Below are 21,273 nucleotides of genomic sequence, written 5' to 3' on the forward strand. Positions count from 1 at the left end.
CACACCTCGAAGGAGAAGTCTGATGGGTAGGACGTTGTCGGAAAAGGTCTGGGACGCACATGTCGTGCGCCAAGCCGACGGAGAACCCGACCTCCTCTACATCGACCTCCACCTGGTCCACGAGGTGACCAGTCCGCAGGCGTTCGACGGGCTCCGGCTGGCCGGCCGGCCGGTCCGCCGCCCGGATCTGACGATCGCCACCGAGGACCACAACGTCCCGACGTTCGACGTGGACAAGCCGATCGCGGACCCGGTCTCGCGGACCCAGGTCGACACGCTGCGCAAGAACGCCGAGGAGTTCGGTATCCGGATCCACACCCTGGGTGACCCGGACCAGGGCGTCGTGCACGTGATCGGCCCGCAGCTCGGCCTGACCCAGCCCGGGATGACCGTGGTCTGCGGTGACAGCCACACCTCGACGCACGGCGCGTTCGGCGCGATCGCGTTCGGGATCGGCACCAGCGAGGTCGAGCACGTGCTGGCCACCCAGACGCTGATGCAGGCCCGGCCGAAGACGATGGCGGTCACCGTCGACGGCGTCCTGCCCGACGGCGTCTCGGCCAAGGATCTGGTGCTGGCGCTGATCGCGCAGGTCGGGACCGGCGGCGGCCAGGGGTACATCGTGGAGTACCGCGGCGAGGCGATCCGGTCGCTGAGCATGGAAGCCCGGATGACGATCTGCAACATGTCGATCGAGTGGGGCGCCAAGGCCGGCATGATCGCGCCGGACGAGACCACGTTCGCGTACCTGCAGGACAAGCCGCACGCGCCGCAGGGGGCCGACTGGGAGGCCGCGGTCGAGTACTGGAAGAGCCTGGCCACCGACGCGGACGCGACGTTCGACCGCGAGGTCGTGCTGCGCGCCGAGGACATCGCGCCGTTCGTCACCTGGGGCACCAACCCGGGCCAGGGCATCCCGCTGTCGGAGCGGGTGCCGTCGCCGGACGACTTCGACAACGAGAACGACAAGGTCGCGGCCGAGCGGGCGCTGCAGTACATGGGCCTGACCGCCGGGACGCCGATGCGCGAGATCAAGGTGGACACCGTCTTCCTCGGTTCCTGCACCAACGGCCGGATCGAGGACCTGCGGGCCGCGGCCGGGGTGCTGGCCGGCCGGAAGGTTGCCGAGGGCACCAGGATGCTGGTGGTCCCGGGCTCGGGCCGGGTCCGGCTGCAGGCCGAGGCCGAGGGCCTGGACGTGATCTTCAAGGACGCGGGCGCGGAGTGGCGTGGCGCCGGCTGCTCGATGTGCCTGGGGATGAACCCGGACCAGCTGGCCCCGGGGGAGCGCAGTGCCTCGACGTCCAACCGGAACTTCGAAGGACGGCAGGGCAAGGGCGGCCGGACCCACCTGGTCTCGCCGCTGGTCGCCGCCGCCACCGCGGTCCAGGGCACCCTGGCCGCGCCGGCCGACCTGCAGCCGCTGAACGTCGCCGTACCCGAGAACGTCTGAGGACAGAGGAACCATGGAAGCCTTCACCCAGCACATCGGCACCGCGGCCCCGTTGCGCCGCAGCAACGTCGACACCGACCAGATCATCCCCGCCGTCTACCTGAAGCGGGTCACCCGGACCGGGTTCGAGGACGGCCTGTTCGCTGCCTGGCGCAACGACCCGGCCTTCGTCCTGAACCAGCCCGAGTACGGCGGGGTCTCGGTGCTCGTCGCCGGTCCGGACTTCGGCACCGGGTCGTCCCGGGAGCACGCCGTCTGGGCCTTGATGGACTACGGGTTCCGGGTCGTCGTGTCGTCCCGGTTCGGCGACATCTTCTGGGGCAACTCCGGCAAGGCCGGGCTGCTCGCGGCGCTCGTCACCCAGGACGTGGTCGAGCAGTTGTGGGCCGCGATCGAGGCCGACCCGGGCACCAAGGTGACCGTCGACCTGGAGCACAAGACGCTGTCGGCCGGTGACGTGTCCGCGCCGTTCGAGATCGACGACTACACCCGCTACCGGCTGCTGAACGGTCTCGACGACGTCGGCATCACGCTGTCGCACGCGGACGAGATCGAGGCGTACGAGGCGACCCGGCCGTCGTTCAAGCCGGCCACGTTGCCCGCCAAGGCCTGATCCACGGCAGTTCCGGCAACGGACGCCCGGACCCACTGTGGTCCGGGCGTTCTGTTGTCCGTCCGCCGGAAACCTCGGCGTAACGGAGTGCACATGAACAGCGATAACTCCGGTGTTACCCTTGCGTGGTTGTCCGGACAAGGCTTGCGAGATCCAGGAGGTGAGGCGCCCATGAGCGACCCCTCCAGACATACCGATCTCGCTCGACCTCGAGGCAACTGAACTTTCCTCTTCCAGGTCAGCCCACCCCGGCGCGAGATCGCCGAGGGGTGTGCTGTGGTGCGCGGCCGTGAGCCGCGGGGGCCGGGCAGACGACGCCCATCACTTCACCACCGCATCACGTTCCTGGAGGACTCATGTCCGACCTGCGCCTGCGCACGCTCCGTGCGTTCAGCCGTACGCCGTCCCTGCGCGCCGCCGCCCGTCGCTACTCCGGTACGGCCGCGCCGTCCGCCGTGGAGACCAAGCCGGCCGACCATGCCGGCAGCCCGAAGCCCAAGGGCCACAGCGTCGTCGACAGCGCCATCTACTGCGACGGTTCCCGGGTCGCGTCGCCGGAGTCGCTGGCGGACACCTACCAGGTCCTGCACGAGGCGCCGCGGAGTCTGGCCTGGATCGGCCTGTACCGGCCGGACCGGCGTGAACTGTCCTCGCTGGCGCAGGAGTTCGACCTGCACGAGCTGGCCGTCGAGGACGCCATCCAGGCCCACCAGCGGCCGAAGCTGGAGCGCTACGGCGACACCCTCTTCGTGGTCCTGAAGGCCGCGCGCTACCGGGACGCGACCGAGGAGGTCGAGTTCGGTGAGGTGCACGTGTTCGTCGGCCCGGACTTCGTGGTGACGGTCCGGCACGCCGAAGCGCCGAACCTGGCCGCCGTCCGGCGCCGGGTGGAACGCGATCCCGAGCTGCTCCGGCAGGGGACCGAGGCCGTGCTGTACGCGATCATGGACAAGGTCGTCGACGGGTACGCGCCGGTGGTCGCCGGGCTGGAGAACGACATCGACGAGATCGAGACCGAGGTGTTCCGCGGCGACCCGCAGGTGTCCCGGCGCATCTACGAGCTGTCCCGTGAGGTGATCGAGTTCCAGCGCGCGACCCGGCCGCTGGTCGGCATGCTCGACTCGTTGCGGGCCGGGTTCGACAAGTACGGCGTGGACGAGGAACTGCAGCGGTCGCTCCGTGACGTCGCCGACCACGTCACCCAGGTGGTGGAGAAGGTGGACGGGTTCCGCGAACTGCTGCGCGACATCCTCACCGTGAACGCGACCCTGGTGGCCCAGCAGCAGAACGAGGAGATGCGGTCGCTCGCGGTGGCCAGCAACGCCCAGAACGAAGAGGTGAAGCGGATCTCGGCCTGGGCGGCGATCCTGTTCGCGCCGACGCTGATCGGCACGGTGTACGGGATGAACTTCGACGTGATGCCGGAGCTGCACTGGCAGTTCGGGTACCCGTTCGCCGTCGGGCTGATGGGCGTCGTCTGCGGCAGCCTGCACCGGATCTTCAAGCGTCGCGGCTGGCTGTGAGCCGAGCGGTACTCTTCGGGCAACCCCTACGACGAGGAGACTGCGATGTGGTTGTTCCTACGGCGACGGCTGATCATGTGGGCCGTGCTGGCGATCGCGGTGCCGTTGCTGGAGTGGCTGCTCGGCAAGGTCAGCACGGCACTGCGCGAACGGCGCGGTGAAAGCACTGTGACCAAGGGCCTCGACACTGCCCGATCGGGTCTTCGGACCCTGCGCGGCAAGGGTCGTTGAGGCCCTCGGGGCGGCTCTTCGGGGCCCTTCGGACGGGGTCACCGAAGGTCGCCGGATCGTTGCTGAGCAGGGAATCCGGGGCCGATCGGGGCCGAATCGGGGCTTTTTCGGGCCAAAATCGCCCAAAACAAGGCCGAATTGCCGCGTTGGTGTTTGTGAACAGCGGGTTGAGTCCATAACGTTCCTGTGAGATCGAGCGCTGTGCTCGACGCCTACGTTCACGGAGGGAAGCAGTGAACAAGAGCCAGTTGGTCGAAGCGCTCGCAGTGCACTTCGACGGAAACCGCCGCCAGGCCCAGCACGCGCTGGAATCGGTGATCGACACCGTCCAGCGTGAGCTGACCAAGAAGGGCGGCAAGGTCGCCATCACCGGATTCGGTGCGTTCGAGGCCATCGAGCGCGGCGCCCGGATGGTGCGCAACCCGCGGACCGGCGAGACCAAGCGCGCCAAGAAGACCGTGGTTCCGAAGTTCCGCGCGGGTGCGGAGCTGAAGGCCGTGGTCTCCGGTGCGAAGAAGCTGCCGAAGCTCGTCGTTCCGAAGCCGGCCGCGACCGCCACCAAGGCGGCCGCTCCGGCCAAGAAGGCCGCGCCGGCCAAGGCCGCCGCGACCAAGACCGCCGCCAAGAAGGCGCCGGCCAAGGCCGCCGCCACCAAGACGGTCGCCAAGAAGGCCCCGGCCAAGAAGGCCCCGGTCAAGGCCGCCGCCAAGAAGACCGTCGCGAAGAAGGCTCCGGCCAAGACCGTCGCGAAGAAGGCGCCGGCCAAGAAGGCCCCCGCCAAGAAGACGACGGCCAAGAAGACGACGGCCAAGCGCGCCGCGTCGCGCTGACCTTCGGCACCGCGACACCGCAGTACCAGCGAAGGCCGGTCTCCCCACTCCAGGGGCGACCGGCCTTCGCCGTGTCCGGAGCAGCACCGGCGGAAGGGTGTCGTGGGCAACTTGTCGCGGACGGCAGGGTGCCGGGATACCGTGAACCCATGCAGGCAACCGTGAGCCGTTACGACGCCGGGACCCGGTCCGGTGCGGTGCTGACCGACCAGGGTGTGGAGCTGCCGTTCTCCGCCGAGGAGCTGACCTCCACGTCGCTCCGGTCGCTGCGGATCGGTCAGCGCGTCCGGCTGGAGACGACCGGCTCGGGCGCCGGTCTGGCGATCACCGCCGTGTACTTCATCACGATGCCCTGACCGCCGGAAGGCTCAGCAGGCAAGGCCTTCGGTCCCGGTCGCGGCACCGAGAACCAGCGACATCACGTCCGCCGTCCGCGGCCCGACCCCGAGCTGGACCGCGTGCGCGAGATCGGCCGCGGTGTCGACGTCGCGGCGGACCGAGTCGATCGCCGTGAGTCCGAGCGGGACCGCCCCGGACGCCTGGTGCGCGAGCGCCGAACCGACCCCGAACCGCGGATCGAGCTCGACCCCGGGTCGCGCCGCGAGCAACGTCGTCCCGGTGCCGGGCAGGTCGACGACGAAGCTCCGGTCGGCCACACAGGCAGCGAGAGCGGCGGTCAGCTCGGCCGGACGCAGGGCCGGCAGATCGGCCGACAACGCCACCACACCATGCCCCCTGTACTCCGCGGCGGCCGCGGCGGCGCCGTGCTCGAGCGCTTCGTTGAGACCGGCGGCCGGTACGTCCGGGAGTACTTTCGCCCCGGCGGCGGTGACATCGGTGGCGACCACGGGATCGTCGGTGACGACCAGAACAGCGGCGACCAGGGGAGAGGCCAGCGCGGCCGCAGTAGTGTCGGCGGCGAAGGCGCGGGCGAGCTCCGGCCGGTGCTGTGGGTAGGCCGCAGCGAGCCGGCTCTTCGCGATCGCCGTACGCTTCACCGGGATCACCAGGATCCAGGGCGCGACCTGTAGGTCTGCCATCAGGCAGGATTCTCCCATGAGTCAGGGCAGTGACGAGCACCAGGAGGCAGTAGTGGACGGCCAGCACAAGGACCCCAGGCCGCGGCGGGGTTTCTGGTTCGGCCTGGTGGTGGCGATCGTCAAGCCGTTCATGCTGGTCTTCACCAGGACCGACTTCCAGGGCCGTGAGAACATGCCGCGCAGCGGCGGCGTCGTGTTCGTCACCAACCACATCTCGCACTTCGACCCGTTCGTGCTCGGCTACTTCATCTGGGAGTGCCGGCGGATCCCGCGGCTGCTCGGCAAGGCGTCGGTGTTCAAGCTGCCGATCGCCGGCCGGATCATCCGCAGCGCCGGCCAGATCCCGGTGTACCGCGACTCGGCCCAGGCCGCGGACGCGTTCCGGGACGCGGTCGCCGCGGTGGAGAAGGGCGAGTGCGTCGGGGTGTACCCGGAGGGCACGATCACCCGCGATCCCGGTCTGTGGCCGATGACCGGCAAGACCGGCGCCGCCCGGATCGCGCTGATGACCGGCTGCCCGCTGATCCCGATCGCGAACTGGGGCGCGCAGGAGGTGTTCGAGTCCTACGGCAAGCGGATCCGGATCGGGCTGCTGCCGCGCAAGACGATGCGGGTGAAGGCCGGGCCGCCGGTCGACCTGAGTGCCTTCCGGGACCGGCCGATCACCAACGAGCTGTTGCACGAGGCAACCGAGGTGATCATGAAGGCGGTCGCCGCCGGTGTCGGCGAACTGCGCGGTGAGACGCCGCCGAAGGAGCTGTACGACCTGCGCAGGGCCCGGGCCGAGGAGAAGGCGGCCGAGCAGGACCGGAAGAACCGTGAGGACGAGGAGAACGTATGACGAAGGTCGCGGTGTTCGGCGCCGGATCCTGGGGGACCGCCTTCGCCACCGTCCTGGCCAACGCCGGGAACCAGGTGTCGGTCTGGGGCCGCCGGGAGTCGTTGTGCGAGGCGATCAACAGCCGGCACGAGAACCCGGACTACCTGCCCGGTCTCCGGCTGCCGGACGCGATCACCGCGACCCATGATCCCGCCGCCGCGGCCGAGGGAGCCGAGGCCGTCGTGCTCGCGGTTCCGAGCCAGTCGCTGCGGGACAACCTGGCCGAGTGGGCGGACGTCCTGCCGTCCGCGGTCCCGCTGGTCAGCCTGATGAAGGGCGTCGAGGTCGGCACCACCCTGCGGATGAGCGAGGTGATCGCCGAGCTCACCGGCGCCGGTCCGGAGCGGATCGCGGTCGTCTCCGGCCCGAACCTGGCCCGCGAGATCGCCGAGGGTCAGCCGGCCGCGTCCGTCGTCGCCTGCGCGGACGAGGGGACGGCGACCCGGTTGCAGAAGCTGTGCCACTCGCCGGCGTTCCGCCCGTACACGAACAACGACGTGATCGGCTGCGAGCTCGGTGGTGCGACCAAGAACGTGATCGCGCTGGCCGTCGGGATGGCGGTCGGTCTCGGTTTCGGCGACAACGCCCGCGCCTCGGTGATCACCCGCGGCCTGGTCGAGACGGCCCGGCTGGGGACCGCGCTCGGCGCCGACGAGCACACGTTCTCCGGGCTGGCCGGGCTGGGCGACCTGGTCGCGACCTGCTCGTCGCCGTTGTCGCGGAACCGGAGTTTCGGGGAGAAGCTCGGCCAGGGGATGACGGTCGCCGAGATCGCCGGTGGCACCCGGCAGGTCGCCGAAGGGGTGAAGTCCTGCTCGTCGATCACCGAGCTGGCCCACCACCACGACGTCGAGATGCCGATCGCCGAACACGTCACCAAGGTGGTGGCCGGCGAGATGACGCCGAAGGACATGCTGTTCAGCCTGGTCTCCCGGTCCGCCAAGTCCGAACGCTGGGGCTGAGTTCCCGGCGAGTTCTCAGAGTCCGAGGGCGTGGTACAGGATCATCGTCGCCGCGCCCCGGACCGCGGCGTCGCCGGCCGCCCGGGACGGCTCCACCCGCAGCTCGGTAGTGGCCAGCGGCAACGATCGCGCGTAGATCGCCTCCCGGATCCCGGCCAGCAGGCTGTCCCCGGCCTGGGCGAGCGATCCGCCGATCACGATCACCGACGGGTTCAGCAGGCTGACGCAGGCCGCGAGGACGGTCCCGATCTCGCGTCCTGCCTGCCGTACCGCCTGGGTCGCGGTCGCGTTGCCCGCCCGGACCAGGTCGACGACGTCCTGACTGGTCTCGGCGGCCAGCCCTTCGGCCCGGAGTTGCTGGGCGATCGCCGCCGCTGATGCGACCGCCTCGAGGCAACCGACGTTCCCGCAGCGGCACTGCGCCGTCTGCCCCGGTGCCTGGATGTGGCCGATATCGCCCGCCGCGCCCTGCGCTCCGCGATGGAGGCGGCCACCGCTGACCACGCCGGCGCCGATCCCGGTGGCGACCTTGACGAAGAGCAGGTGCTCGACCTCGGCGTACTGGGTGCTGTGCTCGCCGAGCGCCATCACGTTCACGTCGTTGTCGACCAGGACGGGGACGGCGAAGTCCTCGACGAGCCGGCCGACCACGTCGTAGGAGTCCCAGCCGGGCATGATCGGCGGGTGGTTCGGCCGCCCGGTCCGGTGGTCCACGGGACCGGGGAGCCCGACGCCGACGCCGGCCAGGTCGCCGGTCGCCCGGCCCGCGGCGGCGAGCAGATCACGTCCGGTCCGGGTGATCGCGCCGAGCACGGCCTCGGGTCCTTCGGCGATGTTGAGCGGCATCGTGGTCCGGTCGACGAGCTCGCCGGTCAGGTCGGTGAGCGCGACCGACAGGTGGGTCGCACCGACGTCGGCCGCGAGGACCAGCCGGGCGACCGGGTTGAACCGGAACCGCGCCGGCGGCCGGCCACCCGTGGACGCGGCCTCGCCCGACGGTACGACGAGACCGGTCGCCAGCAGGGCCTCGATCCGGCCGGTCACCGTGGACCGGGCCAGGCCGCTGAGGTCGATGAGCTCGGCCCGGGTCCGGGGTTGCCCGTCCAGCAACCACCGCAGCAGGGAACCCGCGTCGGCGGCGGAACTGCTGAGGTCGGTCATCGGCCGGGCCACTTTCGTCACGAGGTCGCTGGACTTTTGCTTGACAGGGTTCAAAAGTGTCACATAGCGTCCCGAGCGTGTCCACAGACAAGCTGAGGGTCGGGATCGTCGGCGGCGGATTCATGGGCCAGGTGCACGGCCGAGCCGCGCTGGTGTCGGGAGCGACGGTGGTCGGGGCGGTGGGCTCCAGCCCGGACCGGGCCGAGGCCGCTCGCGCGGCGACCGGGGCCGAGCGCGGATTCGCCACCCTGGACGAGTTGCTGGCCGCCGACATCGATGTGGTCCACGTCTGTACGCCGAACAACACCCACCTGCCGGTCACCCTGCAGGCGCTGGACGCGGGTAAGCACGTCATCTGCGAGAAGCCACTGGCCACCTCGGCCAAGGACGCGGCCGGGCTGCTGGCCGCCGCGGAGGAGGCCGGCCTGGTCGCCACGGTGCCGTTCGTCTACCGCTACCACCCGATGGTGCGGGAGCTGCGGACGAAGGTCGCCGCCGGTGAGGCAGGGCAGATCACCAGCCTGCACGGCAGCTACCTGCAGGACTGGCTCGCGGGGGCCGACGACGACAACTGGCGCGTCGACGACGCCGCGGGTGGACCGTCCCGGGCGTTCGCCGACATCGGCTCGCACTGGTGCGACCTGACCGAGTTCGTCACCGGAGACCGGATCGTGGCGGTGAGCGCGCAGACCCGCACGGTCCGCGCGAACCGCGGTGGCGTGGAGGTCCGGACCGAGGACCTCGCGACCGCGCAGTTCCGGACCGAGGGCGGCGTCGTCGGCACGGTCGTGGTGAGCCAGGTCGCGGCCGGCCGGAAGAACCGGCTGTACCTCGAGGTGTCCGGGACCGACGCGAGCTTCGGCTTCGACCAGGAGGACCCGGACCGGCTGTGGGTCGGCCGGCGCGCCGGGAACCAGGTGCTCTTCCGCGATCCCGAGACGCTCAGCCCGCCGGCCGCCCGGATCAACCGGCTGCCCGCCGGCCACGCCCAGGGGTACCAGGACGCCTTCGACTTCTTCGTCGCGGACAGCTACGCCGCGGTCGAGCAGGACGACCGGCCGGACGGTCTCCCGGACTTCGCGGCCGGTGCCCGCTCCGCCCGCATCGTCGACGCGGTACTGCGCTCCGCCGCCGCGGACGCCACCTGGACCGCAGTCGAGCACTAGCCCCGTCCATCACCCCAGTACTGCCAGACCGAGAGGAACGCGCGGATGCCACGCCCGATCACTTTGTTCACCGGCCAGTGGGCCGACCTGCCGTTCGAGGAGGTCTGCCAGTTCGCCTCCGAGTCCGGCTACGACGGGGTCGAGATCGCCTGCTCGGGCGACCACTTCGACGTCCAGCAGGCGATCGACGACGACTCCTACGTGCAGGGCCGGCGCGACATCCTGGACAAGTACAACCTGAAGGTCTGGGCGATCTCGAACCACCTGGTCGGCCAGGCGGTCTGCGACGACCCGATCGACTTCCGGCACCAGGCGATCGTGCCGTCCCGGGTCTGGGGCGACGGTGACGCCGAAGGGGTCCGGCAACGCGCGGCCGAGGACCTGAAGAACACCGCCCGGGCCGCGGCCAAGCTCGGCGTCGACACCGTGATCGGCTTCACCGGGTCCTCGATCTGGCAGTACGTCGCGATGTTCCCGCCGGTCCCGGCCGACCGGATCGACGCCGGGTACGCCGACTTCGCCGACCGGTGGAACCCGATCCTCGACGTGTTCGACACCGAGGGCGTCCGGTTCGCGCACGAGGTGCACCCGTCGGAGATCGCGTACGACTACTGGACCACCACGCTGACCCTGGAGGCGATCGGGCACCGGGAGGCGTTCGGGCTGAACTGGGACCCGAGCCACATGGTCTGGCAGGACATCGACCCGGTCGCGTTCCTGTGGGACTTCAAGGACCGGATCTACCACGTGGACTGCAAGGACACCCGGATGCGCACCGGCGGCGGCCGCAACGGCCGGCTCGGCTCGCACCTGCCCTGGGGCGACCCGCGGCGTGGCTGGGACTTCTACTCCACCGGTCACGGCGACGTGAACTGGGAGGACTGCTTCCGGGTACTGAACTCGATCGGCTACCAGGGCCCCATCTCGGTCGAGTGGGAGGACGCCGGGATGGAGCGCAAGGTCGGCGCCGCCGAGGCGGTGGACGTGATCCGCAAGCTCGCCTTCGACAAGCCCACCGCGGCCTTCGACGCGGCCTTCGCCACCGACAAGTAAGGCACCATCAGCGGCTTACGGTCGCGACACCTGCGCGGTACCGCGGGTGTCGCGACCGGCCGCGATCCCCAGCCCGACCTGGACCGCGGCCAGGCAGGCGAACACGATCAGCGTCGCGTCCCAGCCCCCGGTCCGCTCGGCGAGGTACCCCGCGATCACCGGCCCGGTCGCGGCCAGCAGATAGCCGACGGCCTGCGCCATCCCCGACAGCTGCGTGGTCTCGTGGTGGCTCCGGCCGCGCAGACTGATCAGCGTGAGCGCGGCGACCAGTGCCGCGCCCTGACCGAGGCCGGCCAGCATCGCCCAGACGACCGCGAGTTCCGGCGCCAGCAACAGCCCCAGCAAGGCGATCACGATCGGGACGCTGGCCGTGATCGTGCCCGCGCGCTGGTCGAGCGGATGCCGCATCAGCCGTGGGATGGTCAGCCCGCCGATCAGCCCGAACCCCTGGAACAGGAACAGATGCACACCGGTCGTCCGCTCCGCGACGCCATGACTGATCTCGATCGTCGGCAACCAGTTCACCAGCAGGTAGAAGCTGGTCGACTGCAGTCCCATGTACCCGGTGACCAGCCAGGCCATCGGCTGTCGCCAGACGCTCACCGGGGGAGCGGCGTCCTCGGTCGTCGTGACAGGCAAGGGCGCGGGCCGGATCGATCGCGGCAACCAGATCACCGCGGCGAGGACGGCGAGCCCACCCCACACCGCCAGCGAGAGGCGCCAGTCGACCGCGTCGGCGATCGGTACGGCGAGGATCGAGGCGAGTGCGGCGCCACCGGTGATGAAGGCCGTGTAGATCCCGGTCGCCCGGGACACGTGGGCGGCGTAGTCGCGTTTCAGGATGACCGGGACGAGAACGTTGCCAACGGCAATCGCGGCGCCGACGACGACAGTCCCGATCCACAGCCCGGCCTGCCCCGTGTACGCGCGGAGCACACTGCTCACCGCAAGCACGACCAACGAGACCAGCACGGTCCGCTCCATCCCGATCCGCCGGGAGGCGAAGTGGACCAACGGCGACGCGGCCGCGAACGCGAGCAGCGGCAGGGCACCCAGTACGCCCTGCGCCGCCTCGCCGAGGCCTTCGTCGGCGCCGATCCGCGGCAGCACCGGACCGACCGCGGTGAGCGCCGGACGCAGGCACAGCGCCACCAGGAACACGGTCGCCGTGACGACCGGGGCCCAGCGTGTCACCGTCTCCGGCTTCAGGTCAGCCATCGACGCTGGTACGGGTTCGGGTGCGCAGGACCTGGGCGAACAGGGACAGGCCGAGGGTCAGGATCGTGACCACGACGAACGAGACGACGAGGCTGCTCGCCTCGGCGATGCCACCGATGATCGACGGCGCGACCAGCCCGGAGGCGTACGTCACGGTGGCGACGCCCGCGATCGCCTGGCTCGGGTTCGGACCGGTGTGCCCGGCGGCGGCGAAAGCGAGCGGGACGACGACCGCGATCCCGAGGCCGAGCAGGCCGAAGCCCGCCATCGCGACCGCTGGATGCGGTGCGAGCACGACCAGCAGGCCGCCCAGTGTCGCGATCACCCCGCTCACCCGGACCGTGGCGACCGCGCCGAACCGGTCGATCACCGAGTCACCCGCGAGCCGCGCGACGGCCATCGTCAACGTGAACCCGGTGGTCGCGGCAGCCGCCACTCCGGCCGAGCTGGTCAGCACGTCCTCCAGGTACACCGCGGACCAGTCGAGGCTCGCGCCCTCGGCGAACACCGCGCAGAAGCCGACCGCGCCGATCAGCAGCGCCGACTTCGGCGGCAGCGCGAACCGCGGCGGCGCTTCCTCGTCCTCGGTCGGCCGGAGGTTGAGCACGAACTGGCAGGCGACGATCCCGACCACGGTCAGGACGGCGGCGGCCGCGACGTGGTGGACCTGCGCGGAGAGCTCGTGGTGGGCGGCGACGGTGCCGACGGCCGAACCGATCAGGGCGCCCAGACTCCACATCCCGTGCAGACCGGACATGATCGATTTGGCCATCCGGTGTTCGATCTCGACGCCGAGCGCGTTCATCGCGACATCGGCCATCCCCGCGGTCGCGCCGTACACCAGCAGGGCGGCGCAGAGGGTGGGCAGGTTCGGCGCCAGCGACGGCAGCACCAGCGCGAGGGTCCAGAGCGCGAGCAGGACGCGGAGCGCGGCGCGGCTGCCCAGGCGGTGGCTCACCCCGGCCGCGAGCGGCATCGCCAACGCTGCGCCGAGCGCGGGGAACGCGAGCGCGATCCCGAGCTGGCCCGCGCTGACGCCGGCGTGGTCCTGGATCCACGGCACCCGGGTCGCGAACGATCCGGTCACCGCGCCGTGTACTGCGAAGACCACCGCGACCGCGACCCGGGCCCGGCGTACCTCGTCGGCCATCTGGCGAACTCTCTCCACGGAAAACGCTCTCACTCACGAACCACCGGAGACCTTACCCCGGACCCGGCTTTGTTTGATCGAACATCCAGATGTTAGATTTTTCGAACGTGAGAAGTGCCGAGAGACACCAGGTGATCGTTGACCGGCTGCGCGAGGTCCCGCGCGTCGCCGTGGCCGAGCTGGTCGAGGCCACCGGCGCGTCGGATATGACCGTGCGCCGCGATCTCGACTACCTGGCCGCACAGGGGATCCTCAAGCGGGTCCACGGTGGCGCCGTGCCGTTGTTGCCGTCGGGCGCCGAGCCGCCGTTCGCGGCCCGGTCCGAGGCGGCCGTGGCGTCGAAGCGGGCGATCGCGGCCGCGGCGGTCGAGCGGTTGCGCGACGGCGAGACGATCCTGCTCGACAGCGGGACGACCGCGCTCGAGGTCGCCCGGCTGCTCCGGCACCGTTCGATGACCGTGATGCCGCTGTCCCTGCACATCGCGCACGAGCTCGCGGACGCGCCGGGGATCCGGCTGCTCGTCCCCGGCGGCGAACCGCGCAGGGGTGAGCTGTCGCTGGTCGGTCCGCTGACCCTGGCGTCGTTGCGGGCGCTGCGGTTCGACGTCGCGGTGCTCAGCCCCTGCGCGTACAGCCTGGACAACGGGATGACCGCGTACGACCTGGGCGACGCCGAGGTCAAGCGGCAGGCGCTCGAGGTGGCGACCCGGTCGATCGTGCTCGTGGACGGCGAGAAGTGGGACCGGTCCGCGCTCGCCTACATCTGTCCGGCCGACCGGCCGGACGTCATCGTCACCGACACCGCGGCGCCCGAGGAGCAACGGGCCGCGCTGTCCCAGCGAGGCGTCCTCGTCGAGGTCGTCGGCGCCGAACTCCGCACCGGAATTTCGTCAGAACCCACCCGAGAGCTGGAAGGCACTTCCCGTTGACCACCGCCGTTTCGGCCCTTCCCCGTGCGGCGCGCGTGGCGACCTGGGTCTACTTCGCCCTGAACGGTTTCGCGATCGGCCTGTGGGTCGTGCACATCCCGAACATCGAGCACGCCGCCGGGATCTCGCACAGCACTCTGGGCCTGCTCCTGCTCGTCCTCGGCGGCGCCGCGTTCGCCGGGATGCAGGTCGCCGGGCCGCTCGCCGACCGGGTCGGCCAGCGCCGCCTGGTCCCAGCGGCCGGGGTTCTGCTCGGCCTGTCCCTGTTCGGTCCCGGGCTCGCCGACAGCTGGTGGTCGCTCGGGCTGACCCTGCTGGTGCTCGGCTTCGCGAACGGGTCCCTCGACGTCGGGATGAACGCGCACGCGGTCGTCGTCGAGCGGGCGTACCCGCGGCCGATCATGGCCGCCTTCCACGCCATGTGGTCGATCGGTGGGGCCTTCGCCGCGCTGATCGGTGCGGCCACGCTGAAGGCCGGGGTGCCGACCGCGGTCTCGATGAGCGCGTGCGGCGTCCTGCTGATCGTGGTGTCGCTGGCGACCGCGCGGTTCCTGATCGAGGCCGACGAACCCGCACCGGCCGAGGTCGAGGAGACCGACGAGCCGCGCGCGAAGACGCCGGCCAAGCTGGTCTGGCAGCTCGGCGCGCTCGCCTTCGGCCTGATGCTCGCCGAGGGTGTCGCGAACGACTGGGCCGCGCTGCACTTCCGCGACGTGCTCGGCACCTCGACCAGTACGGCGGCCTACGCGTACGGCTCGTTCGCGGTCGCGATGACGATCGGACGGTTCGCCACCGACCGGGTGGCCGCGTTGATCGGACCGGCGGCGATCGTCCGGTACGGCGCCGGCCTCGCCGCGATCGGCCTGACCACGGTGATCGTGGTGCCGTGGATCCCGGTCGCGCTGGTCGGCTGGGCGTTGTTCGGCCTCGGCCTGGCCGGGGGAGTACCGCAGCTGTTCACCGCCGCGGGCAACCTGGACACCCGCGCGTCGGGGGCGTTGATGGCCCGCGTCGTCGGACTCGGGTACGTCGGTCTGCTCGCCGGCCCGGCCGTGATCGGCGGACTGGCGCACTGGATGCCGCTCAACGTGGCGTTCGTGCTGCCGGTCGTGCTGTGCGTGCTCACCTTCATTGCGGCGCCGGTGCTGAAGTCCGGCGTACCGGCCGAGGAGAAGAAGGTGGATCAGACCTTGAGCGCCTGATCCAGGTCGGCCCACAGGTCGTCCGGGTGCTCGATGCCGACCGACAGCCGGATCAGGTCCTCGGGGATCGTCGGTACCTCGATCGGCCAGCGCCGGCGGCGTTCCAGCATCGACTCGACGCCGCCGAGGCTGGTCGCGTGCACCCAGAGCCGGGTGCTCTCGCAGACCCGCTGGGCGCCCTCGGCGTCACCGCCCAGCTCGATCGCGAGGATCGCGCCGAACCCGGACATCTGCGCCGCGGCCCGGGCGTGACCGGGGTCGTCCGGCAGGCCCGGGTACCGGACCCGGCTGACCCGTGGATGGGCGAGCAGGCGGTCGGCGAGGAACGCGGCGTTGGACTGGGCCCGCTCCAGCCGCAGGGCCAGGGTGCGGAGCCCACGGAGTCCGAGCCAGGCCTCCATCGGTCCCGGGATCGACCCGACCGAGCGGCGGCGGAGCTCGATCGCGGCCCAGAGGTCGTCGTTCGCGGTGATCACGGCGCCGAGGACGACGTCGGAGTGACCGGCGATGAACTTGGTCGCCGAGTGCATCACGATGTCCGCGCCCAGGCTCAGCGGTTGTTGCAGCAGCGGCGTCGCGAAGGTGTTGTCGACGACGACCGTCGCACCAGCCGCGTGCCCGGCCGCCGCGAGTGCGGGCAGGTCGGCGACCTCCATCGCGGGGTTCGTCGGCGACTCGATCCACAGCATGTCCGCACCGGCGACGGCGGCCACGACCCGCTCGGTGTCCGAGACGTCCACCCGGACCACGGTCAGCCGGCCGGACTCCGCCTGCTGGTCGAGCATCGCGAGGACCCCGCTGTACGCGTGCTGCGGCGCGACGACGCGACCACCGACGGGGACGAGGTCGCACACCGTCGCGGCGGCCGCCATCCCGGACGCGAACGTCAGCGCCCGGCCGCCTTCAAGGGCGCCGAGCGTCTCCTCGAAGGCGGTCCACGCGTCGTTGCCGAACCGGCCGTACCCGCGATCCCCACCGGCGATGTACGTCGAGCTGAACACCGGCGACTCGCCCAGCGGCGCGTTCGGCACCCGTTCGGGACGGCCGGCGTGCACGACGACGGTGGAGGGATCCAGGTCAGGGGTCATGCCCGGATTGTGTCAACCATGGCATCGCCGCCGGCGCCCAGGTCCGATGCCGGGCCGACCGCGGTCCGCCGGGCCGGCCTGGCTGGGGCGCGGGAAGGGTCAGCCGCGGGAGCCGGGCAGGGGCAGTCCGTTGTGGAGCAGGGTGAGCGCTTGCGCGGTGAGCTCCTTGGCGGTCGGGCCGTCCGGGTTGCCGACCCACAGGTGCACGGTGATCTCGATGATGTTCATCGTCACGCCGGCCGCGAGCGCTGCCGTCAGCTCTGCCGTGCCGTCGGCGAGGGACAATCTCCGGCCGAGCTCGGTGGTCAGCTCCTTGCGCCAGCGCCAGATCGCGTCGGTGAGGTGCGCGCCCAGCGACGGCGTCTGCTCGGCCAGGTCGTAGACGGCGCGGACCCGGTCCGGACTGCGCTCGAAGTGGTCGAGGACTCGCTCGATCACCTCCTCCAGCGCCACCGGCAGCGCGAGGTCGGCCGGCTGCTCGCGCAACCAGTCGAGCGCGCCGAACAGGCTCTGCTCGACGAACTCCAGGACCAGGGTCTCCTTGGTCGGGAAGTACCGGTACACCGTGCTCGGCCCGACCTCCGCGGCCGCGGCGACCTGCTCGACCGTGGTCCGGCCGAAGCCGTGGTCGGTGAACAGTTCGAACGCCTTGTCGGCGATCAGCCGCCGGGTGCGTTCCCGCTTGAGTTCGCGTAGTCCCATCCCACCCCCTCGTCCGCGGTGCCGCGCAGCCTACCGACGCTCCGGGTCCGGCTCGTGCCGCGAGGGAGTCACTGACAGCAATCTGAAGACTTCTTTACCAAACCCCGGTCAAGCGGCCACGGCCGTGCCGCTATCGTCGAGCCGGTGAGTAAGCACTCGAGGGAACCCAGCAAGCCCCGCGTCGCCGTGGTGTTCGGCGGCCGGTCGAGCGAGCACGCCATCTCGTGCGTGACCGCGGCCAACGTGTTGCAGGCGATCGACCGGGACAAGTACGAGGTCGTACCGATCGGCATCACCACCGGCGGCCACTGGGTGCTGGAGAGCGGTGACCCGGAGCGGCTGTCGATCACCGACGGCAAGCTCCCGGAGGTCGACGTGACCGCGTTGCCGGTGCTGTTCGGCGCGGACCGCGAACTGGTCGTCACCGAGCCGGACCAGGTGCCCGGCACCCTCGGCGAGGTGGACGTGGTCTTCCCGCTGCTGCACGGCCCGTGGGGCGAGGACGGCACACTGCAGGGCCTGCTGGAGATGTCCGACATCCGGTACGTCGGGTCCGGGGTGCTGGCCAGCGCGGTCGGGATGGACAAGCACTACATGAAGGTCGTCTTCCAGGCGGCGGGCCTCGAGGTCACGCCGTACGTGGTGATCCGGGACCGGGACTGGCGCCGGGACCCGCAGGCCTGCCGGGAGGCGGTCGACCGGCTCGGCTACCCGGTCTTCGTGAAGCCGTCCCGGGGTGGGTCGAGCCTGGGCATCAGCAAGGTGAACTCCCTCGACGAGTTGGACGCCGCCGTCGGCGAGGCGCGCGCGCACGATCCGAAGGTGATCGTCGAGGCGTCCGCGAAGAACCCGCGCGAGATCGAGGTCGGCGTGCTCGGCGGTCTCGACGGCGCGAATCCCGAGGTCAGCGTCTGCGGCGAGGTCGCGGTGAACGGTGGCGGCCACGACTTCTACGACTTCGAGACCAAGTATCTGCCGGAGGGCGAGGAGTACACCGCGCTCTCGGTGCCGGCTGAGCTGCCGGAGGAGCTGGCCGCGGAGGTGCGCGCGAAGGCGCTGACCGCGTTCGACGCGATCGAGGGCGAAGGGCTGGCCCGGGTCGACTTCTTCGTCGACGCCGACGGCAAGGTGATCATCAACGAGATCAACACCATGCCAGGCTTCACCCCGACCAGCATGTTCCCCCGGCTGTGGGCCGCCAGCGGCATCGACTACCCCGCCCTGGTCGAACGCCTCCTCCGCCTCGCCCTCGACCGCCCCACCGGTCTCCGCTGACCCTTTGCATCACCCCATGGCGGCGGCCTTGGTGTTGAGGTAGCGCTGTTGCGGGAGGCTGGTCGTCAGGGTCGCCGCTCGCTCGTACGCCGTGCGGGCGCCCGCGTGATCCCCGGATCGCTCCAGCAGGTGGGCCCGGACGGCGTACAGCCGGTGGTCGTCGGCGAGGCGGCCGCCGGCTTCGAGCCGGCCGACCAGCTCCAGCCCGGCCGCCGGACCCCGCGCCATCGCCACCGCGACGGCGTGGTTCAGCTCGACCATCGGGTTGTCGCTGAACTGCAGCAGCACCCCGTACAGCGCGACGATCTGCGGCCAGTCGGTCTCGCCGGCCGACGCGGCCTCGTCGTGCACCGCCGCGATCGCGGCCTGCAGCTGGTACGGCCCGACCGGTCCGCGGGGGAGCGTCTCGGTGATCAACGCGATCCCCTCGTCGATCAACGGGCGGATCCACCGCGAGCGGTCCTGCTCGTCCATCGGCACCAGCTCGCCACCCGGACCGGCCCGGGCCGGGCGCCGTGCGTCGGTGAGCAGCATCAGGGCGAGCAACCCGGCGACCTCGGGATCGTCGGGCAGCAGCGTCCGGATCATCCGCGCCAGCCGGATCGCCTCGGCCGACAGCTCGACCCGGTGCAGCCGCGGCCCGGCCGTACTGGTGTAGCCCTCGGTGAAGATCAGGTAGACGACCTTCAGCACCGCGTCGAGCCGGTCGGCGTGGTCGGGCGGCAGCGAGAACCGGGCCCCACTGTCCCGCACGCTCTGCTTCGCCCGGGTGATCCGCCGCGTCATCGTTGCCTCAGGCACCAGAAACGCACGGGCGATCTCCAGGGTGCTGAGACCGCCGACCGCGCGGAGGGTGAGCGCGATCTGAGAAGCCGGTGACAACGACGGGTGGCAGCAGAGGAACAACAGGATCAGCGTGTCGTCCGAATCGGTCACCGGCTCCGGCGGCACCGTCCGCCACCCGGCGACCTGGTCCTCCCGGCGCTGCCGCGCCTGCTCGCCGCGGAGCAGGTCCGTCAACCGCCGGGAGGCGACCGTGATCAGCCAGCCGCGCGGGTTGTCGGGCCACCCCTCGTCCGGCCACTGCCGGGCCGCGGCGAGCAGCGCCTCCTGCACGGCGTCCTCGGCCGTGTCGAAGTGCCCGTACCGCCGGACCAGCGCGCCCAGCACCTGCGGCGCCAGCTGCCGCAGGACGTCCTCGAGGTCACCCGCACCCATCGCCGAACCTCAGTCCAGCAGGTCGCCGCTGCCCTCGACGATCGGCCGGACGTCGGCGTACGCCGTGGCGCGGACGAACTCGGGGGCCGGGGTGTCGGCGAGCCGGGCGGCGAGCTCGGTGGCGCGATCGAAGCTGTCGCACTCGACGATCCAGTAGCCGGCCAGCACCTCCTGGGTCTCGGCGTACGGCCCGTCGGTGACGACCGAGGCGCCGTCCTTCGAGCCGAGCCGGCGGGTCAGCACCGGCGCGGCCAGGGCGCGGGTCTCGACCAGCTCGCCGGACTCGGCCAGGTCGGCGTTGAACTTCTCCATGAACGCGCCCATGGCGGCGAAGTCCTCGCCGGTCCAGGCCGGTTTGCCAGTCTCCTTGCCGGCCATGCCGTCGTAGTCCTGCTGCGAGGCGTAGGTCAGGATCATGTACTTCATCGCGGTCTCCCGTCTCTGCGAGTGACACCACTGTGGCGCCTGCTCACCCGGGACGTCGATGACCTCAGCCTGAACCGGACATGCCCTCAGCAGGAACTTTCCCCGGCCCGCGAACCTCAGGTGCAGGGCGTGATCAGGGTGTTGTGCGCCTTGACCGCGTCCGACACGTCGGTGAGCGCGTTCGCCTCCGGCCGGTACTTGGACGGCACCGCGATCTCCAGGTAGATCCGGCGCCCGATCGTGGTGAAGAGGACGCCGTTGGTCACCTCCTGGGCGTACCAGCCGACGCCGTTCACCTCGAAACACTGCGACTGCGCCTGCGCCATCCCGGCCGGTGGGGCGACCCCGCAGGTCACCTCGATCGGCGGGTCGCCGTACGCCGCGGTCAACGGGCTGACCGGCTCGGTGTCGCGGCGTTCCGCGTCCAGGACCTTCTCCGGCAGCGCCTTCACCAGCGCGGCGCAGGCGTCGGCGACCTCCGGTGCGGGCTCGGGCACCGCGACGGGTACCGGGTCGGAGCCGCAACCGGCGAGCAGGGCGAGGAGTGGAACCGCGGCGACGGCGGTGACGAACCGGTGGATGATCAGATGTGGACGACGGGGCACGTCAGCGTGCGGGTGATCCCGGGGACGTTCTGCACCCGGGCGACGACCAGCTTGCCGAGCTCGTCGACGTTGCGGGCCTCGGCGCGGACGATCACGTCGTACGGACCGGTCACGTCCTCGGCCAGGGTGACGCCCTGGACCTCGGCGATCTGCGCTGCGACGTCGGCCGCCTTGCCGACCTCGGTCTGGATCAGGATGTAGGCCTGGACCACCACGGCGTTCTCCACTCAGTCGTCCTCAGCTGGCACCGGGCGTGACTCCGCGAGCGTACTGCGGAGCGGCCGGGCGTACTCTTCGTTGCCCGGTCACCGTACCGCCTAGACTCCGGGTGGGTACATGGGAGGTCTGTTGACGTGACAGAGACGTTGGGGAGCACCGGCGAGTTCGGCCTGATCGCGGCCGTCACCCGGGGGTTGTCCAAGAGTGAGGACGTGCTCGTCGGGCCCGGCGACGACGCCGCCGTGGTGGCGGTCCCGGACGGCCGGATGGTGATCACTACGGACCTGCTGGTCGAGGGCCGGCACTTCCGCCAGGACTGGTCGTCGGCG

23 protein-coding genes and 1 pseudogene are annotated in these 21,273 nt (G+C 71.0%); 14 read left to right on the forward strand and 10 right to left on the reverse strand.

The features are described 5' to 3' along the window. Positions 1 to 22: 22 nt before the first annotated feature. The 6 genes from leuC to FB561_RS34005 all read left to right on the forward strand — a co-directional run bounded on the left by leuC (position 23) and on the right by FB561_RS34005 (position 5,006). Positions 23 to 1,453, forward strand: coding sequence for a 3-isopropylmalate dehydratase large subunit (leuC, locus tag FB561_RS33980; RefSeq protein WP_145814114.1), 1,431 nt, complete (start codon positions 23 to 25; stop codon positions 1,451 to 1,453). A 13-nt stretch (positions 1,454 to 1,466) separates the two neighbouring features. Further along, complete coding sequence (gene leuD / locus FB561_RS33985; RefSeq protein ID WP_145814115.1) at positions 1,467 to 2,066, forward strand: 3-isopropylmalate dehydratase small subunit; 600 nt, start codon at positions 1,467 to 1,469, stop codon at positions 2,064 to 2,066. Between the two features lie 356 nt (positions 2,067 to 2,422). Continuing rightward, on the forward strand, positions 2,423 to 3,589 hold the full coding sequence (gene corA / locus FB561_RS33990; RefSeq protein ID WP_145814116.1) for a magnesium/cobalt transporter CorA: 1,167 nt from the start codon (positions 2,423 to 2,425) through the stop codon (positions 3,587 to 3,589). Between the two features lie 45 nt (positions 3,590 to 3,634). Next, positions 3,635 to 3,820, forward strand: coding sequence for a hypothetical protein (locus FB561_RS33995; protein WP_145814117.1), 186 nt, complete (start codon positions 3,635 to 3,637; stop codon positions 3,818 to 3,820). Between the two features lie 233 nt (positions 3,821 to 4,053). Continuing rightward, positions 4,054 to 4,650, forward strand: coding sequence for an HU family DNA-binding protein (locus FB561_RS34000; protein WP_145814118.1), 597 nt, complete (start codon positions 4,054 to 4,056; stop codon positions 4,648 to 4,650). 149 nt (positions 4,651 to 4,799) lie between these two features. Next, positions 4,800 to 5,006 (forward strand): hypothetical protein, encoded by a 207-nt coding sequence (locus FB561_RS34005; protein ID WP_145814119.1) that lies wholly within the window; start codon positions 4,800 to 4,802, stop codon positions 5,004 to 5,006. Between the two features lie 12 nt (positions 5,007 to 5,018). Here the strand turns inward: FB561_RS34005 and cofC are convergent, their stop codons facing one another. After that, entirely contained in the window at positions 5,019 to 5,690 is a 672-nt protein-coding gene (cofC, locus tag FB561_RS34010; RefSeq protein WP_145814120.1) for a 2-phospho-L-lactate guanylyltransferase, read from the reverse strand. A gap of 16 nt (positions 5,691 to 5,706) precedes the next feature. Here cofC and FB561_RS34015 point away from each other — a divergent pair, with 16 nt between their 5' ends. Together FB561_RS34015 and FB561_RS34020 are read left to right on the forward strand one after the other, a co-directional pair. Next, entirely contained in the window at positions 5,707 to 6,531 is an 825-nt protein-coding gene (locus FB561_RS34015) for a lysophospholipid acyltransferase family protein (RefSeq protein WP_145814121.1), read from the forward strand. Continuing rightward, on the forward strand, positions 6,528 to 7,532 hold the full coding sequence (locus FB561_RS34020; protein ID WP_145814122.1) for an NAD(P)H-dependent glycerol-3-phosphate dehydrogenase: 1,005 nt from the start codon (positions 6,528 to 6,530) through the stop codon (positions 7,530 to 7,532). Before FB561_RS34015 ends, FB561_RS34020 begins: the two co-directional genes overlap by 4 nt. A 15-nt stretch (positions 7,533 to 7,547) precedes the next feature. Here the strand turns inward: FB561_RS34020 and FB561_RS34025 are convergent, their stop codons facing one another. Next, on the reverse strand, positions 7,548 to 8,693 hold the full coding sequence (locus tag FB561_RS34025; protein WP_145814123.1) for an ROK family transcriptional regulator: 1,146 nt from the start codon (positions 8,691 to 8,693) through the stop codon (positions 7,548 to 7,550). Positions 8,694 to 8,770: 77 nt separating this feature from the next. On the opposite strand from FB561_RS34025, the gene FB561_RS34030 reads away from it, so the two are divergent. Together FB561_RS34030 and FB561_RS34035 are read left to right on the forward strand one after the other, a co-directional pair. Continuing rightward, on the forward strand, positions 8,771 to 9,859 hold the full coding sequence (locus FB561_RS34030; RefSeq protein WP_238335290.1) for a Gfo/Idh/MocA family protein: 1,089 nt from the start codon (positions 8,771 to 8,773) through the stop codon (positions 9,857 to 9,859). 45 nt (positions 9,860 to 9,904) lie between these two features. Then, on the forward strand, positions 9,905 to 10,912 hold the full coding sequence (locus FB561_RS34035; protein WP_145814125.1) for a sugar phosphate isomerase/epimerase family protein: 1,008 nt from the start codon (positions 9,905 to 9,907) through the stop codon (positions 10,910 to 10,912). A 15-nt stretch (positions 10,913 to 10,927) separates the two neighbouring features. Here the strand turns inward: FB561_RS34035 and FB561_RS34040 are convergent, their stop codons facing one another. Both FB561_RS34040 and FB561_RS34045 read right to left on the reverse strand, forming a co-directional pair. Then, positions 10,928 to 12,130, reverse strand: coding sequence for an MFS transporter (locus FB561_RS34040; RefSeq protein WP_145814126.1), 1,203 nt, complete (start codon positions 12,128 to 12,130; stop codon positions 10,928 to 10,930). Beyond that, positions 12,123 to 13,280 (reverse strand): MFS transporter, encoded by a 1,158-nt coding sequence (locus FB561_RS34045; RefSeq protein WP_145814127.1) that lies wholly within the window; start codon positions 13,278 to 13,280, stop codon positions 12,123 to 12,125. Before FB561_RS34045 ends, FB561_RS34040 begins: the two co-directional genes overlap by 8 nt. A gap of 107 nt (positions 13,281 to 13,387) precedes the next feature. Between FB561_RS34045 and FB561_RS34050 the strand changes: the two genes are divergently transcribed. Together FB561_RS34050 and FB561_RS34055 are read left to right on the forward strand one after the other, a co-directional pair. Then, entirely contained in the window at positions 13,388 to 14,209 is an 822-nt protein-coding gene (locus FB561_RS34050) for a DeoR/GlpR family DNA-binding transcription regulator (RefSeq protein ID WP_145814128.1), read from the forward strand. Next, positions 14,206 to 15,411 carry an MFS transporter gene (locus FB561_RS34055; RefSeq protein WP_145814129.1) on the forward strand — a complete coding sequence of 402 codons (1,206 nt, stop codon included), beginning with the start codon at positions 14,206 to 14,208 and terminating at the stop codon, positions 15,409 to 15,411. The genes FB561_RS34050 and FB561_RS34055 overlap by 4 nt, the downstream gene beginning before the upstream one ends. Here FB561_RS34055 and FB561_RS34060 read toward each other — a convergent pair. After that, positions 15,393 to 16,499, reverse strand: coding sequence for a trans-sulfuration enzyme family protein (locus FB561_RS34060; RefSeq protein WP_145814130.1), 1,107 nt, complete (start codon positions 16,497 to 16,499; stop codon positions 15,393 to 15,395). The two genes, FB561_RS34055 and FB561_RS34060, sit on opposite strands and share 19 nt — an antisense overlap. A 99-nt stretch (positions 16,500 to 16,598) precedes the next feature. Next, the gene (locus tag FB561_RS34065; protein ID WP_145814131.1) at positions 16,599 to 17,201 is read right to left on the reverse strand and encodes a TetR/AcrR family transcriptional regulator; all 603 of its coding nucleotides are present in this window, start codon (positions 17,199 to 17,201) and stop codon (positions 16,599 to 16,601) included. 144 nt (positions 17,202 to 17,345) lie between these two features. Here FB561_RS34065 and FB561_RS34070 point away from each other — a divergent pair, with 144 nt between their 5' ends. Continuing rightward, a complete protein-coding gene (locus FB561_RS34070) occupies positions 17,346 to 18,476 on the forward strand; it encodes a D-alanine--D-alanine ligase family protein (protein WP_145814132.1) in 1,131 nt (376 codons plus the stop codon). Between the two features lie 9 nt (positions 18,477 to 18,485). On the opposite strand, the gene FB561_RS34075 is transcribed toward FB561_RS34070, so the two are convergent. The 4 genes from FB561_RS34075 to FB561_RS34090 form a co-directional block, all read right to left on the reverse strand. Next, a complete protein-coding gene (locus FB561_RS34075) occupies positions 18,486 to 19,694 on the reverse strand; it encodes an RNA polymerase sigma factor (protein WP_145814133.1) in 1,209 nt (402 codons plus the stop codon). A 9-nt stretch (positions 19,695 to 19,703) separates the two neighbouring features. Continuing rightward, on the reverse strand, positions 19,704 to 20,120 hold the full coding sequence (locus FB561_RS34080) for a YciI family protein (RefSeq protein ID WP_170284922.1): 417 nt from the start codon (positions 20,118 to 20,120) through the stop codon (positions 19,704 to 19,706). A 116-nt stretch (positions 20,121 to 20,236) separates the two neighbouring features. Continuing rightward, the gene (locus tag FB561_RS34085; RefSeq protein ID WP_145814134.1) at positions 20,237 to 20,725 is read right to left on the reverse strand and encodes a DUF3515 domain-containing protein; all 489 of its coding nucleotides are present in this window, start codon (positions 20,723 to 20,725) and stop codon (positions 20,237 to 20,239) included. Further along, complete coding sequence (locus FB561_RS34090; protein WP_184806149.1) at positions 20,704 to 20,940, reverse strand: Lrp/AsnC family transcriptional regulator; 237 nt, start codon at positions 20,938 to 20,940, stop codon at positions 20,704 to 20,706. Before FB561_RS34090 ends, FB561_RS34085 begins: the two co-directional genes overlap by 22 nt. A 138-nt stretch (positions 20,941 to 21,078) precedes the next feature. Here FB561_RS34090 and FB561_RS34095 point away from each other — a divergent pair. Then, positions 21,079 to 21,273: pseudogene (locus tag FB561_RS34095) on the forward strand (thiamine-phosphate kinase); the annotation flags it as partial.

It is taken from the genome of Kribbella amoyensis, assembly GCF_007828865.1.
GTDB lineage: Bacteria > Actinomycetota > Actinomycetes > Propionibacteriales > Kribbellaceae > Kribbella > Kribbella amoyensis.

Bases quoted from the DNA above. Each gene is read 5' to 3' on its own strand.
- FB561_RS34025 (WP_145814123.1), bottom strand. From the start codon at position 8,693: ATGACCGACCTCAGCAGTTCCGCCGCCGACGCGGGTTCCCTGCTGCGG.
- FB561_RS34065 (WP_145814131.1), bottom strand. From the start codon at position 17,201: ATGGGACTACGCGAACTCAAGCGGGAACGCACCCGGCGGCTGATCGCC.
- FB561_RS34035 (WP_145814125.1), top strand. From the start codon at position 9,905: ATGCCACGCCCGATCACTTTGTTCACCGGCCAGTGGGCCGACCTGCCG.
- FB561_RS33995 (WP_145814117.1), top strand. From the start codon at position 3,635: ATGTGGTTGTTCCTACGGCGACGGCTGATCATGTGGGCCGTGCTGGCG.
- FB561_RS34020 (WP_145814122.1), top strand. From the start codon at position 6,528: ATGACGAAGGTCGCGGTGTTCGGCGCCGGATCCTGGGGGACCGCCTTC.
- FB561_RS34075 (WP_145814133.1), bottom strand. From the start codon at position 19,694: ATGGGTGCGGGTGACCTCGAGGACGTCCTGCGGCAGCTGGCGCCGCAG.
- FB561_RS34080 (WP_170284922.1), bottom strand. From the start codon at position 20,120: ATGAAGTACATGATCCTGACCTACGCCTCGCAGCAGGACTACGACGGC.
- leuC (WP_145814114.1), top strand. From the start codon at position 23: ATGGGTAGGACGTTGTCGGAAAAGGTCTGGGACGCACATGTCGTGCGC.
- FB561_RS34060 (WP_145814130.1), bottom strand. From the start codon at position 16,499: ATGACCCCTGACCTGGATCCCTCCACCGTCGTCGTGCACGCCGGCCGT.
- FB561_RS34045 (WP_145814127.1), bottom strand. From the start codon at position 13,280: ATGGCCGACGAGGTACGCCGGGCCCGGGTCGCGGTCGCGGTGGTCTTC.
- corA (WP_145814116.1), top strand. From the start codon at position 2,423: ATGTCCGACCTGCGCCTGCGCACGCTCCGTGCGTTCAGCCGTACGCCG.
- FB561_RS34005 (WP_145814119.1), top strand. From the start codon at position 4,800: ATGCAGGCAACCGTGAGCCGTTACGACGCCGGGACCCGGTCCGGTGCG.
- FB561_RS34040 (WP_145814126.1), bottom strand. From the start codon at position 12,130: ATGGCTGACCTGAAGCCGGAGACGGTGACACGCTGGGCCCCGGTCGTC.
- leuD (WP_145814115.1), top strand. From the start codon at position 1,467: ATGGAAGCCTTCACCCAGCACATCGGCACCGCGGCCCCGTTGCGCCGC.
- cofC (WP_145814120.1), bottom strand. From the start codon at position 5,690: ATGGCAGACCTACAGGTCGCGCCCTGGATCCTGGTGATCCCGGTGAAG.
- FB561_RS34015 (WP_145814121.1), top strand. From the start codon at position 5,707: ATGAGTCAGGGCAGTGACGAGCACCAGGAGGCAGTAGTGGACGGCCAG.